This window comes from Peribacillus simplex (assembly GCF_001542915.1).
Taxonomy (GTDB): Bacteria; Bacillota; Bacilli; order Bacillales; family DSM-1321; genus Peribacillus; species Peribacillus simplex_B.
The window spans coordinates 26,487-47,006 of the sequence record NZ_LNNH01000048.1 but is presented as its reverse complement, the minus strand read 5'-3'; the positions used below and the strand labels follow the sequence as shown (position 1 = coordinate 47,006).

The window sequence follows — 20,520 nt, the reverse complement described above, 5'->3', positions numbered from 1 at the left end:
TGACAGCTTGATAACTAAGTCTATATAATCACCGGGAGGAAGGAGGAGTTTTTCATTCTATTAAATACTATGAAAAGCCTTATCCCCAAACAGCTTGGGAAGAAGAGAATGGCAATGGCCATATGCAGTGCAATTCTTGTTTCCGCAGCATTGGGATTACTAATCCATCAAGGAACAAAGCATACAGTCACGATCATGCTAGACGGAAAAAAAGAGGTAGTGCGGACACACGCATCTACTGTCAATGATATTTTGAAAGATTTGGAGATTACCGTTCAAGCCGCGGACTATGTCCACCCATCAAGGGACAGCAAGGTGGGCGACAATTTAGAGGTTGTCTACAAGCCGGCGCAAAAAATCGTCATGAACCAGGATGGTGAAACCGAGGAAGTTTGGTCAACCGCTGATACGGTAGACGAGTTCTTGAAAGAACAAGATTTGGATGTGAAGGACCAGGATAAGATCACGCCCTCAAAAGGTACGAAGCTAAAAGGGAATATGGAAGTTGCCATAGACAAAGCCTTTGCACTGAAGTTAGTGGTGGGCGGTGATGAAAAAAAGGTATGGTCAACTTCGACTACTGTCGCTGACTTTTTAAAGCAACAAGGAGTAAAACTCAATGATTTGGATCGAGTTGAGCCAGAACTAGCCGAGAAAGTTGAAGCTAAGAATACGGTAAACGTAATTCGAATTGAAAAAGTCACCGATGTAGTGGAAGAACCAGTTGACTTTGCTGTCATTACGAAAAAAGATGACTCCTTATCAAAAGGGAAAGAGAAAATTGTCAAAGAGGGAAAAGACGGACTCATTTCCAAGAAATTTGAAGTCATTAAAGAAAATGGCAAAGAGGTCAAAAGAGAATTACTTTCAGAAAAAGTCGTGAATAAAAAGCAGGATAAGGTTGTAACGGTCGGAACGAAAACGACAGTTGCCCAAGCATCACGCGGCGTAACCAACGTCAGTTCGCCCAATGGGAAAGAAATATACGTTTCATCAACCGCTTATACAGCCAGTTGCAAGGGTTGTTCAGGTGTCACGTCCACAGGCGTGAATCTCAAGAGTAATCCCGGTGCGAAAATCATTGCTGTCGATCCAAGCGTAATCCCCTTAGGGTCGAAAGTCTATGTAGAGGGCTATGGCTATGCAGTGGCTGCTGACAAAGGCGGAGCTATCAAGGGGAATAAGATCGACGTTTTCTTTTCTTCAAAAAATGACGCCTACCGTTGGGGTGTAAAGCAAGTTAAGATTCGCGTATTGGACTAATAAGGTTTCTCTCGCAGGAGATGAATTCGTCTCCTGTTTTTTGACGTTTTATTTTCCATTTGTTGAAAAACCTCATGTAAAACTGTTTTAATAAGATAGACGTAGCAAAAATTGCTTAAGATGTAATATGTGTGTTTATTTCATAAATGATGCTGGCTGGAATCATTGTCATTGTTCCGTAAAATTTCTTCTGCAAATGGGGAGGCATCACAGGTGGCCCAGATGCATGTATCGATAGCGATCCAAAGCGCATGCGCTTTTCTGTATGGAGGATAAGGATAACATGAAAAAAATTAAAGAAATCATTGTTGTAGAAGGTAAGGACGATACGGTAGCGATAAAAAGGGCCGTTAATGCCGATACAATAGAAACGAACGGCTCGGCTGTGGATGAAGCGTGTATTGAGCAGGTCAGGCTTGCACAAAAGACGCGAGGTGCGATCATTTTCACAGATCCTGATTTTCCTGGTCAAAAAATCAGGAATATCATTTCGGAACAGGTAAAAGGGTGTAAACATGCCTTTTTAACGAAGAAGGAGGCCCTCCCTAAGTCAGGCAGGGGAATAGGCGTGGAGCATGCATCGCCTGAGGCGATCCGTCATGCTTTGAAAGATGCACAATTAATGGATGAAGAGGCTTCGGAAGAAATTTCACAGCAGGATTTGATAGATGCAGGTTTAATAGGAGGTTCCGGCGCCAAGGAACGAAGGGAAAGACTTGGAACCATCTTGAAAATCGGATTCACGAATGGAAAGCAGCTATATAAGCGACTGAAAATGTTCCAAATATCAACCGAGGCTTTTGCTGAAGCAATGGTACAGATCAATCAGGAGGAAAACCATGAATAAGGATATAGCAACACCCGTCAGGACCAAGGATATATTGAAAAAGTACGGATTCTCCTTTAAAAAGAGTTTAGGCCAAAACTTTTTAATCGATACGAATATCTTGAAGCGCATCGTCGATCATGCCAATTTGACAGAGGAAAGCGGTGCCATTGAGATCGGCCCGGGAATCGGCGCTTTGACGGAACAACTTGCGAAAAGCAGTAAAAAGGTTACGGCATTCGAGATCGATCAGCGTTTGCTGCCAATCTTATCTGATACACTTTCTCCTTATGACAATGTGAACATCATTCACGGAGATGTTTTAAAGGCAGACGTGAAGAAGGTCATTGAGGAAGAATTCGCTGGCTTCTCGGATTTGATGGTTGTGGCCAATTTGCCGTACTATGTGACGACGCCAATCATTTTAAAGCTATTGTCCGAGAATCTTCCGATCAGGGGTATCGTGTGCATGCTGCAAAAGGAAGTGGCTGATCGAATTGCCGCTAAACCTGGTACAAAGGAATACGGTTCCTTATCGATTGCGATTCAATATTATACGGAAGCGGAGACCGTGATGATCGTTCCCAAAACGGTATTCATGCCTCAGCCTAATGTCGATTCAGCTGTCATTCGTCTTACTAAGCGAGTTCAGCCGATCGTTGAGGTTCTTGATGAGGATTTCTTCTTCATTGTCACGAGGGCCAGCTTCGCACAGCGCCGGAAAACGATTTTAAACAACTTAACGAGCCAGCTGCAAGATGGAAAAGCGAAAAAGGAACTCATACTTGCTGCTCTAGAAGCAGCGGAAGTCGATCCGACCAGACGTGGTGAAACATTGAGCATAGAAGAATTTGGCCGCTTGAGCGATGCACTATTGCCAAACTTCAAATAAGGATATTGGAAAACCGGAATGGGGTCACTCCCAGCTTCCGGTTTTTTTGTTTTGACCGGTGGCCCGCGCGATATGAAAAACCTGACTATGAAGATGGTCAATCCCCAACTTTCACCATTCAAGATTGGCTTGCATAACTTAAGAATGAAAATAAACTAGGGCGGGCTGAAAATAAGTCTTCTCATGGGGTGGGGCCATGAATATTCAAATTAACGATATTGTCGGTCGGGTTTCCTATAAATGCGACGTGCTGTTCCGGGTAATCGATATTCGTGAGATTGCCGGAAGACGGGAAGCAGTCCTTTATGGGGAAGATATCCGGCTGATCGCAGATGCACCTTTTCAAGATTTAATGATCATTAATGATCATGAAAGAAATGATCGACAAAGGTCGAATGAGGCACTTCAAGAGCAATCTTACCGTTTATTAACACAAGATCTTGAGCTGCAGCAGCAAAAAAACGGCTATCAGTCCAGTAATGGCTATCGCTATAGCGGTGAATACTTTCAAATACCAGGCAGGGTCCTCCATGTTGATGGAGATGCTTCTTACTTAAGGAAATGCCTCGATCTATATCAAAAATTCGGTATCCCGGTCAATGGCGTTTATTGCAATGAAAAGGAAATGCCCCAAAGGATCGGGGGATTGCTGGACCATTACAGGCCGGATATCCTTGTTGTCACCGGGCATGACGCCTATTCAAAATCAAAAGGGCCGATGTCCGATATCAATGCATACCGTCACTCAAAGGACTTTGTCCAGACAGTTAGGGAAGCAAGAAGGAAGGTTTCACATTTAGACCAGCTGATTATATTTGCCGGGGCGTGTCAATCTCATTTTGAATCACTCATCCAAGCTGGGGCGAATTTTGCAAGCTCTCCATCGCGTGTTAACATTCATGCTCTTGATCCTGTGTATATTGTCGGAAAGGTGAGCTTCTCTCCTTTTACCGAGAATATTCATGTATGGGATGTACTAAGGAATACGTTAACGGGCGAGAAAGGCTTAGGCGGGGTAGAGACAAGAGGGGTGTTACGGACCGGACTGCCTTTCAAGCCATTTCAGGAAGAATGAGCGAGCTGCATTTTTAAAAGAATGCAGCTTGCTTTCATCGTATCAGGATTCGGATATCCTCCTTTGGAATCGGTGATTTAGCGATAGGTCGACAAAATATACGGTTATAATTACGAAAATTCGGCTGATTGAATAAGGTGATAGTTCGTTTACATAATTTTTCATTTCCCAGGATATAATAAAATTGTTCAGGATTTTGCCGAATTTCAGGTAAAAATATATTGACTACATTTTTAAGTGCTGATATAATTTATTATTTTGTTTGCGTATATATGTAAATTGTGATATACTTAACTTAGTGAGGTGGACCGAAAATGCCAAAAACTCTAGCTGATATTAAAACTGCACTTGATTCAAACCTAGGCAAAAGATTGCTCTTAAAAGCAAATGGTGGAAGAAGAAAGACTGTAGAACGTTTTGGAATTTTGGCGGAAACTTATCCGGCTGTTTTTGTAATTGAGCTCGACCAAGATGAAAATGCGTTTGAAAGAGTATCTTACAGCTATGCGGATGTTTTAACGGAAACCGTAGAACTAACATTTTTAAACAAACAACAAGAGATGTAACTTAGACGAAGCAGCGAACATGAGTTTGCTGCTTTTTGTTTTGGCCTGGAAGGACAATCGATTTTCATAAAAGGTGTAATGAAATAACGTATGATGCAAACACTAGGCATGTGACAGCATGTGAAAGGGGTCGTTTCGCTTGAGCAGGAGAAAAGGGATTATGTCAGATGGTCTTAAAGAAGAATTGGCAAAAGAACTTGGATTTTACGATGTGGTCCAGAAAGAAGGCTGGGGAGGAATCCGGGCCAAGGACGCAGGGAACATGGTGAAGCTTGCTATCGAAAAAGCACAACGTCAATTGGTGAACAAAGAATAAATTGAACACTAAATTGCAACATGCTGTCACCCTTTAAAGAAGCCGGGCTCCCGTTACAATGTATAGCACGATTCATTTTTGCTTACATTGTAGATAAGGAGTCCGGTTTTTTATGTATCGTAAGGGCTGTATGAATATTGTAAGCAGGGAGAAGCTGCTCGCCCATATGCCTACTGCATGTGTCCATTCGCCTCTGAAGGTCGATCTTCGCTTCAATACATTGAAATTACGATGAAAAAACCTTTAGAATATAAACAAATATGATAGAATAGGACAAGAACTTTTAAGAACGTTAAAGTAGGTGGACATATTGAAGCTTATGGAAAAAGCCCCGGCTAAGATTAACTTGGCTTTGGATGTGCTTTTCAAACGGCCTGACGGGTATCATGAGGTGGAAATGATCATGACGACAGTCGACCTTGCCGATAGAATTGAACTGAAGGAAATAAAGGGAAACCATATACAGATTCTATCCCATAATCGATTCGTTCCGGATGATCATCGGAATTTAGCTTACCAAGCCGCATTTATTCTAAAGGAACGTTTTGGAATCAATAAAGGTGTTTCTATAACTATAGAGAAAAATATTCCTGTAGCAGCTGGACTTGCCGGGGGAAGCAGTGATGCCGCAGCTACCCTGAGAGGCTTAAATAGACTGTGGAAGCTTGGGCTATCCATGGACGAGCTTGCGGAAATAGGAGCGGAAATTGGCTCTGATGTATCCTTTTGTGTCTATGGGGGAACGGCTCTGGCCAGAGGGCGCGGGGAAAAAATCACGCATCTGCCGGCACCGCCGAAATGCTGGGTCATTTTAGCCAAGCCGACAATTGGCGTTTCCACGGCTGATATATACAAAAGGCTCCAAATTTCAAAAATGGATCATCCGGATGTGCCTGGAATGATCTCGGCGATCAAAGCAAACAGTTATCAGGATGTATGCGATGGGTTGGGCAATGTTCTCGAGCAAGTGACATTGCAGTTATATCCGGAAGTTGCAAATATTAAAGATCAAATGAAAACATTCGGAGCAGATTCGGTCTTGATGAGCGGAAGCGGCCCTACCGTTTTTGGTTTGGTGGAACATGACTCGCGCATGCAAAGAATATATAACGGCCTGCGGGGATTCTGTGATCAAGTCTATGCGGTCCGTTTATTGGGCGATCGAAACAATCTTGAATAGAAACGTACATTAGTGGTATAGTTGCTATATAATATTCGGAATTCACAAAGGGGGTGTCTCAATGAAATTTCGTCGCAGCGAGAGGCTGGTCGATATGACCAATTATTTATTAGAACATCCAGGAGAACTTGTCTCGCTGACTTATTTTGCTGAAAGGTATAGTTCGGCAAAATCCTCGATCAGTGAAGATTTAACAATCATCAAGGATACCTTTGAACAGCGTGGGATCGGATCTTTAACGACCGTTCCGGGTGCGGCAGGCGGCGTGAAATATATCGTATCCATCAAGGAAGGCGAAGCAAATGCCTTCATTGACGAATTATGCGAAACGATTGCCAGCCCTGAAAGGCTTCTTCCCGGCGGCTATCTGTATATGACAGATATATTAGGGCATCCGCAAACCGTGAATAAGGTTGGCAGGATCATCGCTTCCATGTATGCCAGGAAAAATGTTTCGGTCATCATGACCATGGCAACCAAAGGGATATCATTAGCCTATGCCGTGGCAAATTATTTGAACGTGCCGGTCGTCATCGTTAGAAGGAACAATAAAGTGACGGAAGGTTCTACAGTGAGCATCAATTATGTTTCAGGCTCTTCGAAGAGAATTCAGACGATGGTACTTTCGAAACGAAGTTTGGTTGAGGGTTCGAATGTATTGATTGTGGATGATTTCATGAAGGCTGGAGGCACCATTAATGGTATGGTCAGTTTATTGGATGAATTCAAAGCAACAGTGGCCGGAATTGCCGTGCTGGTTGAATCGGAGCATACCGAGGAATGCCTTGTCGAGGATTATGTATCCTTAATCAAGTTGACACAGGTAGTAGAAAGAGACAAAAAAATCAATGTCAGCCGTGGAAATTATTTTTCTAAAAAGGGATAGGGGGAATCATTTCATGAAAACGATACATACGAATGAAGCACCGGCAGCGATCGGCCCATATTCACAGGGCGTGATCGTCGATAAGTTATTTTTCAGTTCAGGGCAAATTCCGCTTACTGCTACTGGTGAAATGGTGACGGGTGATGTCAAGGAACAAACTCATCAAGTGTTCAAAAACCTTCAAGCCGTGTTGAAAGAAGCGGGGGCATCCTTGGAAACGGTCATCAAGGCCACTGTATTCATTAAAAGCATGGACGATTTCGGTTCGATCAATGAAGTATACGGAGAATATTTTTCAAGTCACAAACCTGCCCGTTCTTGTGTAGAGGTTGCACGCCTCCCTAAAGATGCACTGGTGGAGATAGAAGTGGTTGCGCTCGTTAAATAACGGGCGTTTTTTTGCTTTTAAGGGGCATACGTAATGGGTATTTTTCCTGTAATATCAGGGAAGTTTCTATTATTTTTGAAAACTAGGCTGAATTTTCTAAAAAACTTACAGATAATAGAAGGAGTTCACGTTTTTTTGTTGAATATGTACTTTAAGTTTTAACAACAACAAAAAGGGATGGTGAGCTTAAATGGAAGTAACTGACGTAAGATTACGCCGTGTGAATACGGATGGTCGTATGAGAGCTATCGCATCAATTACATTGGATAATGAATTTGTGGTTCATGATATTCGTGTAATCGACGGAAACAATGGTTTATTTGTAGCAATGCCAAGTAAACGAACTCCTGATGGAGAATTCCGGGATATCGCTCATCCAATCAATTCCTCGACACGCGGTAAAATTCAAGAAGCTGTCTTGACAGAATATCATCGATTGGGAGAACTTGAAACTGAACTAGAGGAAGCTGGAGCTGGGGCTTCTTAATCAACCTTACTTTTAACATTGAAATGTAAACTCGTGCATCTAGAGCCTACTTCATAAGTAGTGCTCTTTTTTAGTTTATTCCAAAGCGGGAAATCCAGAACCATCCATTCGTCCGCAAAGTTCTGTGTTGATTGGATTTGTTTGGAAATATTTGCGGTGGTTCTTCAGCATTCATTTACCCAATCTTTTTATTTTTCAAACCTTTTTAATGATGCCATTTTATTGGGGATAGGGCCTATCCCTTTCATAAAAATGAGCCGAGCAACCTCATATCGTCATGTGGATGACTGAAGATGCGGTGCCGCTTTAAGATGCCCTTATAGGGCATGATGGCGAACGGGCCATTTTTGGCAATAATGGGTTGGGAAGGGCTTTCCGGGAGGGGAAGGCTCGGTTTCTGCATGATTTTGGTCATGAAAATGTGCGTCCGACAGAAATTTAACCTTTTTTCAAAGATTTCAAGGCTGCTAAACCGAATATCGAAAAGCTATTCGGTTATCGGAAATCGAATGTTTTCTGTTTCAAGCGGTTGACAATAATATGTACTTTTAATTGTTGCCTTGAAATGAATCACTATTTGAGATAATATTTTTAGTGGATAAAAAGGTGAAAATGGAGGCCTGTTATGAGTAATCGCTATGCAATAATTTTGGCCGCTGGGCAAGGTACAAGGATGAAATCTAAGCTTTATAAGGTTTTGCACCCTGTTTGCGGGAAACCAATGGTACAACATGTTATCGATCATGTCAATCAACTTCAAATAGAGGATATTGTAACAGTCATCGGCCATGGAGCTGAAAAAGTTCAAGATCAGCTTGGCGATTCATGCAAGTATGCCCTGCAAGACCAGCAATTAGGTACGGCACATGCCGTCATGCAAGCGGAGAGCGTTTTATCCGGTAAAAGCGGAACGACCCTTGTAATTTGCGGTGATACGCCCTTGATCAAAGCAGAAACGATGGAAGAGCTCATAGCATTGCATGAGCGGAGTCAGGCGAAAGCAACAATCTTAACGGCATATGCAGATAATCCGACTGGCTACGGAAGGGTCCTTCGCGGTGAAGGCGGACTTGTAGAAAAAATCGTCGAGCATAAGGATGCCTCTGATGAAGAAAGATATGTTAAGGAAATAAATACCGGTACATATTGCTTCGACAACCAAGCATTGTTTAGCGCATTGAAAAAGGTTTCAAATGAAAATGTCCAGGGCGAATATTACCTGCCGGATGTTATTGAAATTTTAAAACAAGAAGGCGAAACAGTGACGGCATTCCAATCCAGCGATTTCGAGGAGACATTAGGGGTAAATGACCGTGTGGCTTTATCGCAGGCCGAGCAGATTTTACGGAAACGCATCAATGAATCGCATATGCGAAATGGTGTAACGATCATCGACCCATTGACGACTTTCATTGAAGCTAATGTGCAAATCGGACAGGATACGGTCATTAACCCTGGATCATGCATCAAGGGAAACAGTGTGATTGGCCAAGATTGCTTGATCGGTCCGAATACGGAAATCAGTGATTGTGAAATTGGTGATGGAACGGAGATCTTTCAATCGGTCGTGCATGAAAGCAGAATCGGAAGTGCCGTTAAAATCGGGCCTTTCGCTCATGTTAGACCTCATTCGGATATTCACGATTCCGTTAAAATCGGAAATTTTGTCGAAATTAAAAAGGCCGTTTTCGGCAATGGAAGCAAAGCCTCGCATTTGAGTTATATCGGTGATGCAGAGGTTGGAGAGAATGTTAATATCGGCTGCGGATCTATTACCGTGAACTACGACGGCAAAAATAAACATTTGACGAAGATTGAGGACAACGTCTTCATAGGCTGCAACTCTAATCTTGTTGCACCTGTGACAATTGGAGAAGGGGCATATGTGGCTGCAGGGTCAACCATTACGCAAGATGTACCGCAGGAAGCCTTGTCAGTTGCCCGGGCTCGTCAAGTCAACAAAGAAGATTATGTGAAGAATTTAAAATTCAATAAATAACCGACGGAGGTCATCATGTCAAATCAGTATTTAGATCCTAATTTAAAAGTATTCTCGTTGAATTCAAACTTTGATTTAGCTCAAGAAATTGCAGCTGCAATCGGTGTTGAACTTGGAAAATGTAGCGTAACCAGTTTCAGTGACGGTGAAGTTCAGATTAATATTGAAGAAAGCATTCGTGGCTGTGACGTATATGTGATTCAATCAACAAGTCAACCAGTTAATGAAAATTTAATGGAACTTTTAATTATGATCGATGCTCTTAAACGTGCTTCAGCTAAGACGATCAATATTGTTATGCCATACTATGGTTATGCACGGCAAGACCGTAAAGCACGCGCACGTGAACCGATTACTGCCAAACTTGTGGCGAACCTTTTGGAAACGGCTGGTGCCCATCGTGTCATCACCCTGGATCTTCACGCGCCGCAAATCCAAGGTTTCTTCGATATTTTAATCGATCACCTTGTTGCCGTTCCGATTTTAGCGGATCACTTCAAAGAAAAAGATCTAAGTGATATTGTCATCGTTTCTCCTGATCATGGCGGTGTTACGCGCGCCCGTAAAATGGCAGATCGCCTAAAAGCGCCTATTGCCATTATCGATAAGCGCCGTCCAAGACCGAACGTGGCGGAAGTCATGAACATCATTGGTAATATTGAAGGGAAAACAGCAATCCTGATCGATGACATCATCGACACGGCAGGCACGATTACACTGGCTGCAAATGCACTTGTGGAAAATGGCGCTAAAGAGGTTTATGCTTGTTGTACTCACCCGGTCCTTTCAGGTCCTGCCATCGAAAGGATTCAAAATTCAACGATCAAGGAATTGGTCGTGACCAACTCAATCGTCCTGTCTGAAGATAAGAAAATCGATAAGATAGTCGGACTTTCCGTAGCACCTTTGATTGCCGAGGCCATCATTCGTGTTCACGAGGAACAATCAGTCAGCACATTATTCGATTGATGAAAATAAATACGCATACTAAAAAACATGGTGGGCCCTTAGGCTCACCATGTTTTAGGTTAATGGAACCAACATGGGGAATTACCTAATTCTTAGTTGACAGGTGTGAATAGTAGTAATAGAATGAACATACAATTTCCATCCATTTAAAGGGGATGGAATATAACGAAAGTACGCCGATCGGGCTACCGAAGGCTCCTTTTACTTACCATTGAATCATGAGGCATTTTTCTGTGCCTTATCCCATGGTGAAGAAAAGGAGCTTTTTATTTTATATAAAAAGTGGGGGAAGGGTGTGCAGAGTATGAAAAAAAAGCAAATATGGCTGCTGGCCATTCTTTGCGTCTTCTTGCTGATCATAGGTGGATGCGGACAGGAGAAAACCAGCTCCAAACGTAACGATGCAAAAGAATCGGCTAAAACCATTCAAATCGGTTATCAAAAATTCGGGACATTAAATATTTTAAAATCGAAGGGAGATCTGGAAAGACGTTTAAAAGATGCGGGTTATACCGTCGATTGGACAGAATTCCCCGCAGGCCCTCAGCTGCTTGAAGCCTTGAATGTCGGCAGCATTGACTTTGGGCACACAGGGGAAGCGCCGCCGATTTTTGCCCAGGCAGCCAATGCTCCGCTTGTCTATGTTGCCAATCAGCCGGCAAATCCTGCTGGGGAGGCTATTGTCGTACAAAAGGATTCCCCCATTAAAAGTGTGAAGGAATTGAAAGGCAAGAAGGTCGGCTTGAATAAAGGCTCCAATGTGCACTACCTTTTGGTCAAGGCTTTGGAGGAGGCGGGCCTTACATTGGATGATATTAAACCTGTCTACTTACCGCCGGCTGATGCAAGGGCGGCCTTTGAAGGGAACCAAATTGATGCATGGGTAATATGGGACCCTTTCTTATCGGCAGCGGAATTGGAACTGAAAACGAAAACGATCCAGAATGGAGAAGGGCTTGTTTCGAATCGGGAATTCTTCTTGGCTACCGATACCTTTGCCGGGAATGAAGAGGCTTTGAACATCATAAAAGAAGAACTGATACAGGTGGATAAATGGATAGAAGAAAACCCAAGCGATGTCGCCGAGTTTTTATCACCGGAAATAGGAATGAGTGTTGAAGTATTAGAAAAAACATTAAAAAGAAAGAAATACGGTCTTGAGGATATTTCCGATTCCGTTTTGGATGATCAGCAAAAAATAGCCGATACATTTTACAATCTTAAATTAATTCCAAGCAAAATTAACGTGTTGGATGCATCCATAAAAAATAATGAAGGGGGAAATGGAAAATGAAAGTTTTTTGGTTTTTGCCATCACATGGGGAAAGTCGCTATTTAGGAACGACAAAGGGCGGGAGGGCGATTACACTTCCGTATTTAAAGCAAATCGCACAGGCGGTCGACCATTTAGGTTTTGAAGGAGCTTTGCTGCCGACGGGCCGTTCATGTGAGGATGCATGGGTAGTGGGTTCTTCATTGATTTTAGCAACCGAAAGGATGAAATTTTTAGTGGCGATACGTCCGGGGTTAATGTCACCGACCTTGGCTGCCCGGATGGCTTCAAGCTTCGATAGGCTATCGGACGGCAGGCTCTTGATCAATGTAGTCACCGGCGGGGACCCAGTCGAATTGGCGGGCGACGGCGTCTTTCTTGATCATAAAGAACGCTATGGGCAGACGGATGAATTCCTGGATATCTGGAGAGAGGCTTTGGATGGCGGAAAAGTGGATTTTGAAGGCGAGCACTTGAAAGTTAAAGGTGGAAATATCCTGTTGCCACCTGTACAAAAGCCGTATCCTCCACTCTATTTCGGCGGTTCGTCGGAGCCGGCCATCGATATAGCCGGAAAGCATATTGACGTGTACTTGACGTGGGGTGAGCCACCAGGGCAAGTAGCGGAGAAAATCGAGAAGGTTCGTAAGAAGGCAGCAGAGTATGGACGCGAGGTCAAATTCGGCATAAGGATGCATGTCATCGTAAGGGAAACGGAAGCGGAAGCTTGGCAGGCGGCGGAAGAACTCATCCAATACGTCGATGATGAAATGATTGAAAATTCACAAAAAATATTCGGGCGTTTCGATTCAGTGGGACAGAAAAGGATGTCACAACTTCATAATGGAAGCAGGGATTCGCTGGAAATCAGCCCTAACTTATGGGCAGGCGTCGGCCTTGTGCGCGGCGGGGCTGGGACGGCACTAGTCGGAAGTGCGGCGAATGTTGCCGCCCGAATGAAGGAATATGAAGAAATCGGGATAGAATCCTTTATTTTATCCGGTTACCCCCACCTGGAAGAAGCGTACCGTGTGGCGGAATTATTATTCCCTTTGCTTCCGATTGAACAACAGCAAGCACCCGTTTCAAAGGCGACGAGCCCATTCGGGGAAATACTGGCAAATGACCACTACCCTACAAAAGGAAGTGAAAGTGAAGATGCAAGCAAAGTTAAACAAAACGTTCAATAAATCACATTTCATCTCATGGCTCGTCCCCCTTCTCCTATTGGTGATCTGGCAGCTGCTGTCCTTGTGGGGAATTCTGTCGGAGCGAATATTGCCTGCCCCGACAGAGGTGCTTCAAGCAGGTGCCGCTTTATTGGAAACGGGAGATCTTGCGGAATATATCGGCATCAGTGCAAAGCGGGCTTTCATCGGCTTTTTAATAGGCGGGATCATTGGTTTTGCCCTAGGGTTGTTAAATGGGATATCCAACATTGCGGAAACATTATTCGACACGTCCTTGCAGATGTTGCGCAACATACCGCATTTAGCTTTAATACCGCTCGTGATTCTTTGGTTCGGGATAGAAGAAGAGGCCAAAATCTTTCTTGTAGCCTTAGGGGTCCTTTTCCCTATCTATTTAAACACCTTTCATGGCGTGAAGTCGGTGGATAAAGATTTGATTGAGGCAGCGAGGGTTTATGGGCTTCATGGATTTTCTCTATTCTGGAATGTGATTCTTCCGGCAGCCCTTCCCTCCATTTTGGTAGGTATCCGCTTCTCGCTTGGAATCATGTGGGTGACGTTGATTGTCGCAGAAACGATATCCGCCAATTCAGGGATTGGCTATATGGCGATGAATGCACGGGAATTCATGAGGATGGACGTCGTCGTGCTGAGCATTCTCTTATATGCTTTACTGGGGAAAATATCGGATGTGTTTGCCAAAATGGTCGAAAAAAGATGCTTGAAGTGGCATCCATCATACCAATGAGGAGGCCTTTATGATGAAGAATGTAAATTCGTTGGAGTTGCAGGACGTAGCAAAGCGTTTTGGTGATCATGAAGTGCTAAAGGGGGTGGACCTTTCTTTTAAAAAAGGGGAGTTCGTAGCTGTCGTCGGTAAGAGCGGATGTGGCAAGAGTACCTTGCTTCGTCTTGTCGCAGGTCTGGATGAACCGACTGGCGGCAAGATTTTTGTGAATGGAAAGTCCCTGAACGGATTGAATAAATCATCACGCACGATGTTTCAGGATGGGCGGCTATTTCCTTGGAAAAAAATCCTTCAAAACGTTGGGATAGGTTTAAATGGCGATTGGAAGCGAAATGCCATGGAGTTGCTGGAGCAGGTGGGCCTTGCCGACCGTGCACATGATTGGCCCTCCGTTTTATCAGGAGGACAAAAACAAAGGGTAGCCTTAGCGAGGGCATTGGTGAATCAACCTGACATTCTGCTCCTTGATGAGCCATTAGGGGCATTGGATGCCTTGACAAGGGTCGAAATGCAGCGTTTGATCGAAGAGCTGTGGCGGAAAAGGGACTTTACTGCCTTGCTCGTTACACATGATGTCGAAGAGGCGGTTACCTTGGCTGATCGGGTCCTATTGATCGAGGAAGGCAAAGTCGTCATGAACAAGGAAATCAATCTTCCGAGACCAAGGCAAAAGGATAATATCCAATATGTATCCTTAGCTTCCCAAATCTTAAACAGGGTCATGCAGGTTGACGGAGCAATGGAGAGCAAGGCGATACACGCATAGATGCCGAGAAAAAGTTTAATGGTGATTTTTTAAGTCGAATCCTTTATTACCAGTATGTCCATACCTCCACTGAAGTCTTCCGGTTTTTACCTTTCATGTTTAATGCGTGCCGATTTAGGGAAATGTTAAATATAGAGAAACTTATAATTATAATATAGGAAGGCGGAGGATGTATGAGTAACTTATTAGCTGCAAAAGAACGTACAAATTTAAAACATTCGAATTTAAGAAATTTGCGCGAAAGCGGAGAAATTCCGGCCGTCGTATATGGCAATCAAAACGGCAGTACGGCCATTTCGGTCAATAACGGTGAGCTTCAGAAGACAATTAAGGAAATAGGCCGCAATGGTATCATTTCCTTGGACCTGGAAGGAAAGAGTTACAAGGTCATGCTCTCTGACTACCAAAAAGACCCGATAAAGAACTTCATCTATCATGCGGATTTTTTAATCGTCGATATGTCCGCTCAATTGCAGGCCCAAGTCCGCATTAACATCGTGGGTACTTCTAAAGGCGTGAAAGATGGCGGGGTCCTTCAGCAATCCCTTCATGAAGTGACGGTTACGGCCAAGCCGAATGACATTCCTGAGGCCATCGACGTCGATGTTACGGAGCTTCAGGTAGGCGATACAATCTACATAGGCGATATCCAATCGAAGCAGCATGTTACGATCGATAACGATGGTGAAGAAGTGGTGGCATCCGTTTTGGCCCCTCGTCAGGAAGAGGAAATCAATACAGGTGAACAGCAAGATGGAGGGATCCCGGAAAATGAAGAAGGAAGGGAAACCAAGCCCTCTTCAGAGTCATGATGCCGAGATTAAACAATTGAATCGTGATATAATAGGCGTAGCTCTTACTGGAGTTACGTCTTTTCAAGCTTTGGGTACAGAGATGTGGATGGCAATTAATCCCTATAAATAGAATTTTTTCTAATTAGTTCTCCCGTCGCTTGCAAGCCAGCTTGAAATTAGGGTACTATTTTTCTAAGGTCAATGACCCTTGGGAAACTTCGTCCCAATGTAACTCCATAAATAACCGTAACGACGGAGTGTGAATCATGAAAATTATTGTAGGGTTAGGAAACCCAGGTAAACAATATGAAAAAACCCGGCATAACGTCGGTTTTGAAGTAATAGATGAGTTATCCAGTAAGTGGTCGATTCCGCTCGATCAGGCAAAACATAAGGGGATCTATGGTGTAGGCATGGTTAAAGGAGAAAAAGTATTATTGCTTAAGCCTTTGACATACATGAATTTATCAGGAGAGTCCATATCGGCAGTCATGCATTTCTTTAAGGTGGATGTCGAGGATGTGGTCATTATCTATGATGACCTCGATTTGCCTCCGGGGAAGCTTCGTCTTCGCCAAAAAGGAAGTGCAGGCGGTCATAATGGAATTAAATCCTCAATCGCTCATATGGGCACACAGGAATTCAATCGGATCAGAATCGGGATAGGGCGCCCGATTGGCCGCATCCCGGTATCAGATTACGTTTTAGGGCGGTTTACGCCTGAAGAATGGGATCATGTAGGGGCGACAATCGAAAAAAGTGCAGCTTCCTGTGAAGCCTGGTTGGAAAAACCATTTATACAGGTCATGAATGAATATAATCAATAAGCTATGAGTAGATATAAGTAAAGAATAATATCTTCCTGTTTCGCTGAATAAAATCCCTCTGTTTTTGTACATACTAACACTATTACAAAATAGGGGGTTACGAAATGGCTCTCCATTATCGATGCCGACATTGCGGAACTAAGCTGGGCTCAATCGAGGCATACTCACTGAGCACGGAGCAGTTAGGTTTTAATCAACTTACTGATGAAGAGCGACAAGAGATGATCGTTTATGATTCCGAGGGAGATATGCATGTAAAGGCAATATGTGAAGATTGTCATGAGTCGCTGCAAAGATACCCTGAATTATATGAAAACGATTATATTATTCATTAGCGGAAGAGGGCTTTGGACAAAATCCAAAGCATTTTTCCGTTTGTCCAAATTGCTGCAACTCGTAAAATATACAACAAAAACCCGCTTGGTCGATGGGGCCAAGTTTTAATAAAAGATTTCATTTGGTTTTCGCAAGTTATAGAGAGGGGGGAAAGAAAATGAATGGATTACAAAACTTGTTCTCCAAACAAGATGATGTTCATTCGTTAATAGCGGGTATCGATGAAGGGCTTAAAGAACAAATCGTTTCTGGTTTGACAGGATCATCGAGATCGCTATTGCTGGCTTCAGTATATGAAAAGACGAATAGGCCGATTTTATTGGTCACCCATAATTTATTGCAAGCTCAAAAATTCCATGAGGACTTATCAAGTTTCATTCCCGAGGAAGAATTATATATATATCCTGCCAATGAATTGATTGCTGCTGATTTGAGTGTAGCCAGCCCGGAATTAAGGGCCCAGCGTGTGGAGGCATTGAATTTTTGGGCTGAAGGAAGGAAAGGGATCGTCATCGCGCCCATTCCAGGGGTTCGCCGAGTGCTTCCTTCAAAGGATATTTGGAAGCGGCATCAGCTTACGTTTAAGCTTGGTGAAGACATCGATCTCGAACCAACGTTGAATAACTTTATATCCATGGGGTATAACCGGTCTGAAATGGTGGCGTCCCCCGGTGAATTCAGCATTCGCGGCGGTATAATCGATATTTATCCAATCACGGAGCCTAATCCGATCCGTATTGAATTGTTCGATACGGAAATAGATTCGATCAGGACATTTTCAAGTGAAGATCAGCGCTCCATCGAAAAACTCAACAAGGTGATGATCGGACCGGTAAGCGAAGCGTTGCTCGAGCCGGAGCATATTGATAGAATCATCACAAAGCTTGAAAGCGGTTTAAGTAAAAGCTTGAAGAAGCTTAAAGACGAGAAAGCGAAGGAACAGCTGGTTCAAACGATTGGCTATGAGCTTGAACAGCTAAAAATGGGAAATAAACCCGACCAGATATTTAAATACTTAAGCTTGGCTTATGAAGATCCAGCTAGTTTAATAGATTATTTACCTGTAAATGGGTTAGTTTTCTTGGATGAAATAAGTAGAATCCAGGAAATCAATGATTCCCTGGAAAAAGAAGAGGCGGGCTGGTACACGGACCTTTTAAGCCAGGGGCAGATCATCCATGACGTGAAATTGGCGCATCCTATGCAGGAATTGATCATGAAATCCAGCAGGCCGTTTGTATACCTTTCCTTGTTTTTACGGCATGTACCGCATACGAATCCTCAGAATATCCTGAATTTTGCCAGTAAGCAAATGCAGAATTTCCACGGACAGATGAATGTGTTCAAATCTGAACTGGAGCGGTGGAAAAAGGGGAAATATACAATCGTCATACTGGGGCAGGATGACGAGCGGGTTAAAAAGCTGCATGCGGTGTTAGCCGATTATGATATAGAGGCCGCCGAGCTTTTTGATGCGAACAGCATCCTTCCTGGTAAAGTGCAGATTTTAAGAGGCAGTCTTAATAGCGGATTTGAATTGCCTATGCAGAAATTCAGCATCATCACGGAAACGGAGTTATTTAATAAGAAGTCCAAGAAATCGATACGAAGACAGAAACTATCGAATGCAGAGCGAATCAAAAGTTATTCCGAACTGAAAATCGGTGACTATGTCGTCCATGTCAACCATGGTATCGGTAAGTATTTAGGAATTGAAACGCTCACCATAAACGGCGTTCATAAAGATTACTTACATATTCGTTATCAAGCTGATGACAAATTGTATGTTCCTGTTGACCAAATCGACCTTGTCCAAAAATATGTCGGTTCCGAAGGGAAGGAACCGAAGCTCTATAAGCTTGGCGGAACGGAATGGAAGCGCGTCAAAAGCAAGGTTCAATCATCCGTGGAGAATATTGCCGATGATTTGATCAAGCTATACGCGGAACGGGAGGCGGCAAAAGGCTACGCATTTTCTCCTGATGGCGATATGCAGAGGGAATTCGAAACCTCATTCGCCTATAACGAAACGGAAGATCAACTGCGTTCGATTGTCGAAATCAAAAAAGATATGGAACGAGAAAGGCCGATGGATCGTTTACTATGCGGGGATGTCGGTTATGGGAAGACGGAGGTGGCAATTCGTGCTGCCTTCAAAGCGATTATGGATGGGAAGCAAGTTGCCTTTCTTGTCCCGACAACCATCCTCGCCCAGCAGCATTATGAAACTCTGAGGGAGCGTTTTCAAGATTATCCCATTTCAATTGGTCATATGAGCCGTTTCCGGACGAAAAAACAGCAAACGGAAACGATTAAGGGTTTGAAGGCTGGAACGGTGGATATAGTCGTAGGGACGCACAGGATTTTATCCAAGGATATCGTCTATCGTGACTTGGGCTTGCTCATCATTGATGAAGAGCAGCGCTTCGGGGTCACGCATAAGGAAAAGATCAAGCGGCTAAAAACCAATGTCGACGTACTGACACTGACCGCAACCCCTATTCCGAGGACCCTTCACATGTCTATGCTCGGTGTGAGGGATTTATCCGTCATCGAAACACCGCCTGAGAATCGTTTCCCGATCCAAACGTATGTTATGGAGTATAATGGCTCGTTGGTGACGGAAGCGATAGAAAGGGAGTTGGCCAGAGGCGGACAGGTTTATTTCCTATACAACCGGGTAGAAGATATAGCAAGAAAAGCAGAAGAAATTTCCATGTTGGTACCTGACGCCCGAGTCACCTTCGCTCACGGGCAAATGACCGAACAAGAACTGGAAGCTGTCATGTTCGGCTTTTTAGAAGGCGAGTATGATGTGCTGGTAAGCACGACCATTATCGAAACGGGTGTAGATATCCCGAATGTCAATACTTTAATCGTGAATGAAGCGGATCGCATGGGACTTTCCCAGCTCTATCAACTCCGCGGTCGTGTAGGGCGTTCCAACCGGGTGGCTTATGCATTCTTCACTTATAGGAAAGATAAGGTCTTGACCGAAGTGGCAGAAAAAAGGCTTCAATCCATTAAGGAATTCACCGAATTGGGGTCAGGGTTCAAAATTGCGATGCGTGATTTATCGATCAGGGGAGCAGGAAACATTCTTGGGGCCCAACAGCATGGGTTCATCGATTCCGTCGGCTTCGACTTGTACTCCCAAATGCTTAAAGAGGCGGTAGATGCGAAACGCAATGACCAGCCTGCCGAAGTGAAGAATACCCTTGAGATCGACATTGAATTAGATGCGTATATCCCTGATGCTTATATAATGGATGGGCATCAGAAAATTGAAATGTATAAAAGGTTCAGAGGGATCGCCTCTCTTGAAGAAGTCGAAGAGCTGCAAGATGAAATGCTCGATCGGTTTGGAGAGTATCCTCAGGAAGTCGCCTATCTGTTCCAGATTGCCGAAATGAAGGTATATGCTGAAAATGCCGGTATCGAGAGCATTAAACAATTGAAGCAGGAAATCAGCATTCTTCTTAGGGAAAAGGTAAGCAGCGACGTGGATGGTCAAAAAGTGTTTGAACTCGGCTCGAAATATGGCCGGATGGTCGGCTTCGGCATGGATGGCAACCGAATGAAGCTAGTCTTGCATATAAAAGGCGTCGAGCAAAGCAAATGGCTCAATATCCTATTTGAGATGACCAAGGGTTTACAGTTTGTTAAAAAAGAGACACAAGCAACCAAAAACTAATCGTGATTGATGGTCCTCTTATCAGAAAACGTTTTTAAGATACCA

The 20,520-nt window shown here is 43.6% G+C and carries 21 protein-coding genes; 20 read left to right on the top strand and 1 reads right to left on the bottom strand.

What is annotated here, in order from left to right; all coding sequences use genetic code 11:
* The first annotated feature begins 69 nt into the window (after positions 1-69).
* The 10 genes from AS888_RS21000 (at position 70) to spoVG (ending at position 7,879) form a co-directional block, all read left to right on the top strand.
* The gene (locus AS888_RS21000) at positions 70-1,263 is read left to right on the top strand and encodes a G5 and 3D domain-containing protein (RefSeq protein WP_061144040.1); all 1,194 of its coding nucleotides are present in this window, start codon (positions 70-72) and stop codon (positions 1,261-1,263) included.
* A 283-nt stretch (positions 1,264-1,546) separates the two neighbouring features.
* A complete protein-coding gene (gene rnmV, locus AS888_RS20995; RefSeq protein ID WP_061144039.1) occupies positions 1,547-2,110 on the top strand; it encodes a ribonuclease M5 in 564 nt (187 codons plus the stop codon).
* On the top strand, positions 2,103-2,981 hold the full coding sequence (rsmA, locus tag AS888_RS20990; RefSeq protein WP_061144038.1) for a 16S rRNA (adenine(1518)-N(6)/adenine(1519)-N(6))-dimethyltransferase RsmA: 879 nt from the start codon (positions 2,103-2,105) through the stop codon (positions 2,979-2,981). The genes rnmV and rsmA overlap by 8 nt, the downstream gene beginning before the upstream one ends.
* A gap of 196 nt (positions 2,982-3,177) precedes the next feature.
* The gene (gene yabG / locus AS888_RS20985; RefSeq protein ID WP_061144037.1) at positions 3,178-4,056 is read left to right on the top strand and encodes a sporulation peptidase YabG; all 879 of its coding nucleotides are present in this window, start codon (positions 3,178-3,180) and stop codon (positions 4,054-4,056) included.
* A gap of 314 nt (positions 4,057-4,370) precedes the next feature.
* Positions 4,371-4,622: a biofilm formation stimulator Veg gene (gene veg / locus AS888_RS20980; protein WP_061144036.1), complete on the top strand. Its 252-nt coding sequence runs from the start codon at positions 4,371-4,373 to the stop codon at positions 4,620-4,622.
* A gap of 139 nt (positions 4,623-4,761) precedes the next feature.
* Positions 4,762-4,938, top strand: coding sequence for a protein sspF (locus tag AS888_RS20975; protein WP_155645575.1), 177 nt, complete (start codon positions 4,762-4,764; stop codon positions 4,936-4,938).
* Between the two features lie 310 nt (positions 4,939-5,248).
* A complete protein-coding gene (gene ispE, locus AS888_RS20970; protein ID WP_061144034.1) occupies positions 5,249-6,118 on the top strand; it encodes a 4-(cytidine 5'-diphospho)-2-C-methyl-D-erythritol kinase in 870 nt (289 codons plus the stop codon).
* 61 nt (positions 6,119-6,179) lie between these two features.
* Entirely contained in the window at positions 6,180-7,004 is an 825-nt protein-coding gene (gene purR / locus AS888_RS20965; protein WP_061144033.1) for a pur operon repressor, read from the top strand.
* A 13-nt stretch (positions 7,005-7,017) separates the two neighbouring features.
* Positions 7,018-7,392 (top strand): RidA family protein, encoded by a 375-nt coding sequence (locus AS888_RS20960; RefSeq protein ID WP_061144032.1) that lies wholly within the window; start codon positions 7,018-7,020, stop codon positions 7,390-7,392.
* Between the two features lie 190 nt (positions 7,393-7,582).
* Positions 7,583-7,879, top strand: coding sequence for a septation regulator SpoVG (gene spoVG, locus AS888_RS20955; RefSeq protein ID WP_034316332.1), 297 nt, complete (start codon positions 7,583-7,585; stop codon positions 7,877-7,879).
* A 244-nt stretch (positions 7,880-8,123) separates the two neighbouring features.
* On the opposite strand, the gene AS888_RS26535 is transcribed toward spoVG, so the two are convergent.
* Entirely contained in the window at positions 8,124-8,294 is a 171-nt protein-coding gene (locus AS888_RS26535; protein WP_155645574.1) for a hypothetical protein, read from the bottom strand.
* A gap of 210 nt (positions 8,295-8,504) precedes the next feature.
* On the opposite strand from AS888_RS26535, the gene glmU reads away from it, so the two are divergent.
* The 10 genes from glmU (at position 8,505) to mfd (ending at position 20,475) form a co-directional block, all read left to right on the top strand.
* On the top strand, positions 8,505-9,878 hold the full coding sequence (glmU, locus tag AS888_RS20945) for a bifunctional UDP-N-acetylglucosamine diphosphorylase/glucosamine-1-phosphate N-acetyltransferase GlmU (RefSeq protein ID WP_061144030.1): 1,374 nt from the start codon (positions 8,505-8,507) through the stop codon (positions 9,876-9,878).
* A gap of 15 nt (positions 9,879-9,893) precedes the next feature.
* Positions 9,894-10,847 carry a ribose-phosphate diphosphokinase gene (locus tag AS888_RS20940; protein WP_061144029.1) on the top strand — a complete coding sequence of 318 codons (954 nt, stop codon included), beginning with the start codon at positions 9,894-9,896 and terminating at the stop codon, positions 10,845-10,847.
* A 304-nt stretch (positions 10,848-11,151) separates the two neighbouring features.
* Positions 11,152-12,141 (top strand): sulfonate ABC transporter substrate-binding protein, encoded by a 990-nt coding sequence (locus AS888_RS20935; protein WP_061144028.1) that lies wholly within the window; start codon positions 11,152-11,154, stop codon positions 12,139-12,141.
* Positions 12,138-13,310: an FMNH2-dependent alkanesulfonate monooxygenase gene (gene ssuD / locus AS888_RS20930; RefSeq protein WP_061144027.1), complete on the top strand. Its 1,173-nt coding sequence runs from the start codon at positions 12,138-12,140 to the stop codon at positions 13,308-13,310. The genes AS888_RS20935 and ssuD overlap by 4 nt, the downstream gene beginning before the upstream one ends.
* Entirely contained in the window at positions 13,279-14,058 is a 780-nt protein-coding gene (gene ssuC, locus AS888_RS20925; protein WP_061144026.1) for an aliphatic sulfonate ABC transporter permease SsuC, read from the top strand. Before ssuD ends, ssuC begins: the two co-directional genes overlap by 32 nt.
* Positions 14,059-14,068: 10 nt before the next feature.
* Entirely contained in the window at positions 14,069-14,824 is a 756-nt protein-coding gene (locus AS888_RS20920) for an ATP-binding cassette domain-containing protein (RefSeq protein WP_061144025.1), read from the top strand.
* Positions 14,825-14,997: 173 nt separating this feature from the next.
* On the top strand, positions 14,998-15,636 hold the full coding sequence (locus AS888_RS20915) for a 50S ribosomal protein L25/general stress protein Ctc (protein WP_061144024.1): 639 nt from the start codon (positions 14,998-15,000) through the stop codon (positions 15,634-15,636).
* Between the two features lie 248 nt (positions 15,637-15,884).
* Positions 15,885-16,445, top strand: a complete 561-nt coding sequence (gene pth, locus AS888_RS20910; protein WP_061144023.1) for an aminoacyl-tRNA hydrolase — start codon at positions 15,885-15,887, stop codon at positions 16,443-16,445.
* Positions 16,446-16,549: 104 nt separating this feature from the next.
* Entirely contained in the window at positions 16,550-16,780 is a 231-nt protein-coding gene (locus AS888_RS20905; RefSeq protein ID WP_061144022.1) for an anti-sigma-F factor Fin family protein, read from the top strand.
* Between the two features lie 158 nt (positions 16,781-16,938).
* Positions 16,939-20,475: a transcription-repair coupling factor gene (gene mfd, locus AS888_RS20900; protein WP_061144021.1), complete on the top strand. Its 3,537-nt coding sequence runs from the start codon at positions 16,939-16,941 to the stop codon at positions 20,473-20,475.
* Positions 20,476-20,520 lie beyond the last annotated feature (45 nt).

What these genes read in the sequence shown, in the direction of transcription:
- AS888_RS21000 (WP_061144040.1), top strand. Translation starts at nt 70, where the DNA reads ATGAAAAGCCTTATCCCCAAACAGCTTGGGAAGAAGAGAATGGCAATG.
- rnmV (WP_061144039.1), top strand. Translation starts at nt 1,547, where the DNA reads ATGAAAAAAATTAAAGAAATCATTGTTGTAGAAGGTAAGGACGATACG.
- rsmA (WP_061144038.1), top strand. Translation starts at nt 2,103, where the DNA reads ATGAATAAGGATATAGCAACACCCGTCAGGACCAAGGATATATTGAAA.
- yabG (WP_061144037.1), top strand. Translation starts at nt 3,178, where the DNA reads ATGAATATTCAAATTAACGATATTGTCGGTCGGGTTTCCTATAAATGC.
- veg (WP_061144036.1), top strand. Translation starts at nt 4,371, where the DNA reads ATGCCAAAAACTCTAGCTGATATTAAAACTGCACTTGATTCAAACCTA.
- purR (WP_061144033.1), top strand. Translation starts at nt 6,180, where the DNA reads ATGAAATTTCGTCGCAGCGAGAGGCTGGTCGATATGACCAATTATTTA.
- AS888_RS20960 (WP_061144032.1), top strand. Translation starts at nt 7,018, where the DNA reads ATGAAAACGATACATACGAATGAAGCACCGGCAGCGATCGGCCCATAT.
- spoVG (WP_034316332.1), top strand. Translation starts at nt 7,583, where the DNA reads ATGGAAGTAACTGACGTAAGATTACGCCGTGTGAATACGGATGGTCGT.
- AS888_RS26535 (WP_155645574.1), bottom strand. Translation starts at nt 8,294, where the DNA reads ATGACCAAAATCATGCAGAAACCGAGCCTTCCCCTCCCGGAAAGCCCT.
- glmU (WP_061144030.1), top strand. Translation starts at nt 8,505, where the DNA reads ATGAGTAATCGCTATGCAATAATTTTGGCCGCTGGGCAAGGTACAAGG.
- AS888_RS20940 (WP_061144029.1), top strand. Translation starts at nt 9,894, where the DNA reads ATGTCAAATCAGTATTTAGATCCTAATTTAAAAGTATTCTCGTTGAAT.
- AS888_RS20935 (WP_061144028.1), top strand. Translation starts at nt 11,152, where the DNA reads ATGAAAAAAAAGCAAATATGGCTGCTGGCCATTCTTTGCGTCTTCTTG.
- ssuD (WP_061144027.1), top strand. Translation starts at nt 12,138, where the DNA reads ATGAAAGTTTTTTGGTTTTTGCCATCACATGGGGAAAGTCGCTATTTA.
- ssuC (WP_061144026.1), top strand. Translation starts at nt 13,279, where the DNA reads ATGCAAGCAAAGTTAAACAAAACGTTCAATAAATCACATTTCATCTCA.
- AS888_RS20920 (WP_061144025.1), top strand. Translation starts at nt 14,069, where the DNA reads ATGATGAAGAATGTAAATTCGTTGGAGTTGCAGGACGTAGCAAAGCGT.
- AS888_RS20915 (WP_061144024.1), top strand. Translation starts at nt 14,998, where the DNA reads ATGAGTAACTTATTAGCTGCAAAAGAACGTACAAATTTAAAACATTCG.
- pth (WP_061144023.1), top strand. Translation starts at nt 15,885, where the DNA reads ATGAAAATTATTGTAGGGTTAGGAAACCCAGGTAAACAATATGAAAAA.
- AS888_RS20905 (WP_061144022.1), top strand. Translation starts at nt 16,550, where the DNA reads ATGGCTCTCCATTATCGATGCCGACATTGCGGAACTAAGCTGGGCTCA.
- mfd (WP_061144021.1), top strand. Translation starts at nt 16,939, where the DNA reads ATGAATGGATTACAAAACTTGTTCTCCAAACAAGATGATGTTCATTCG.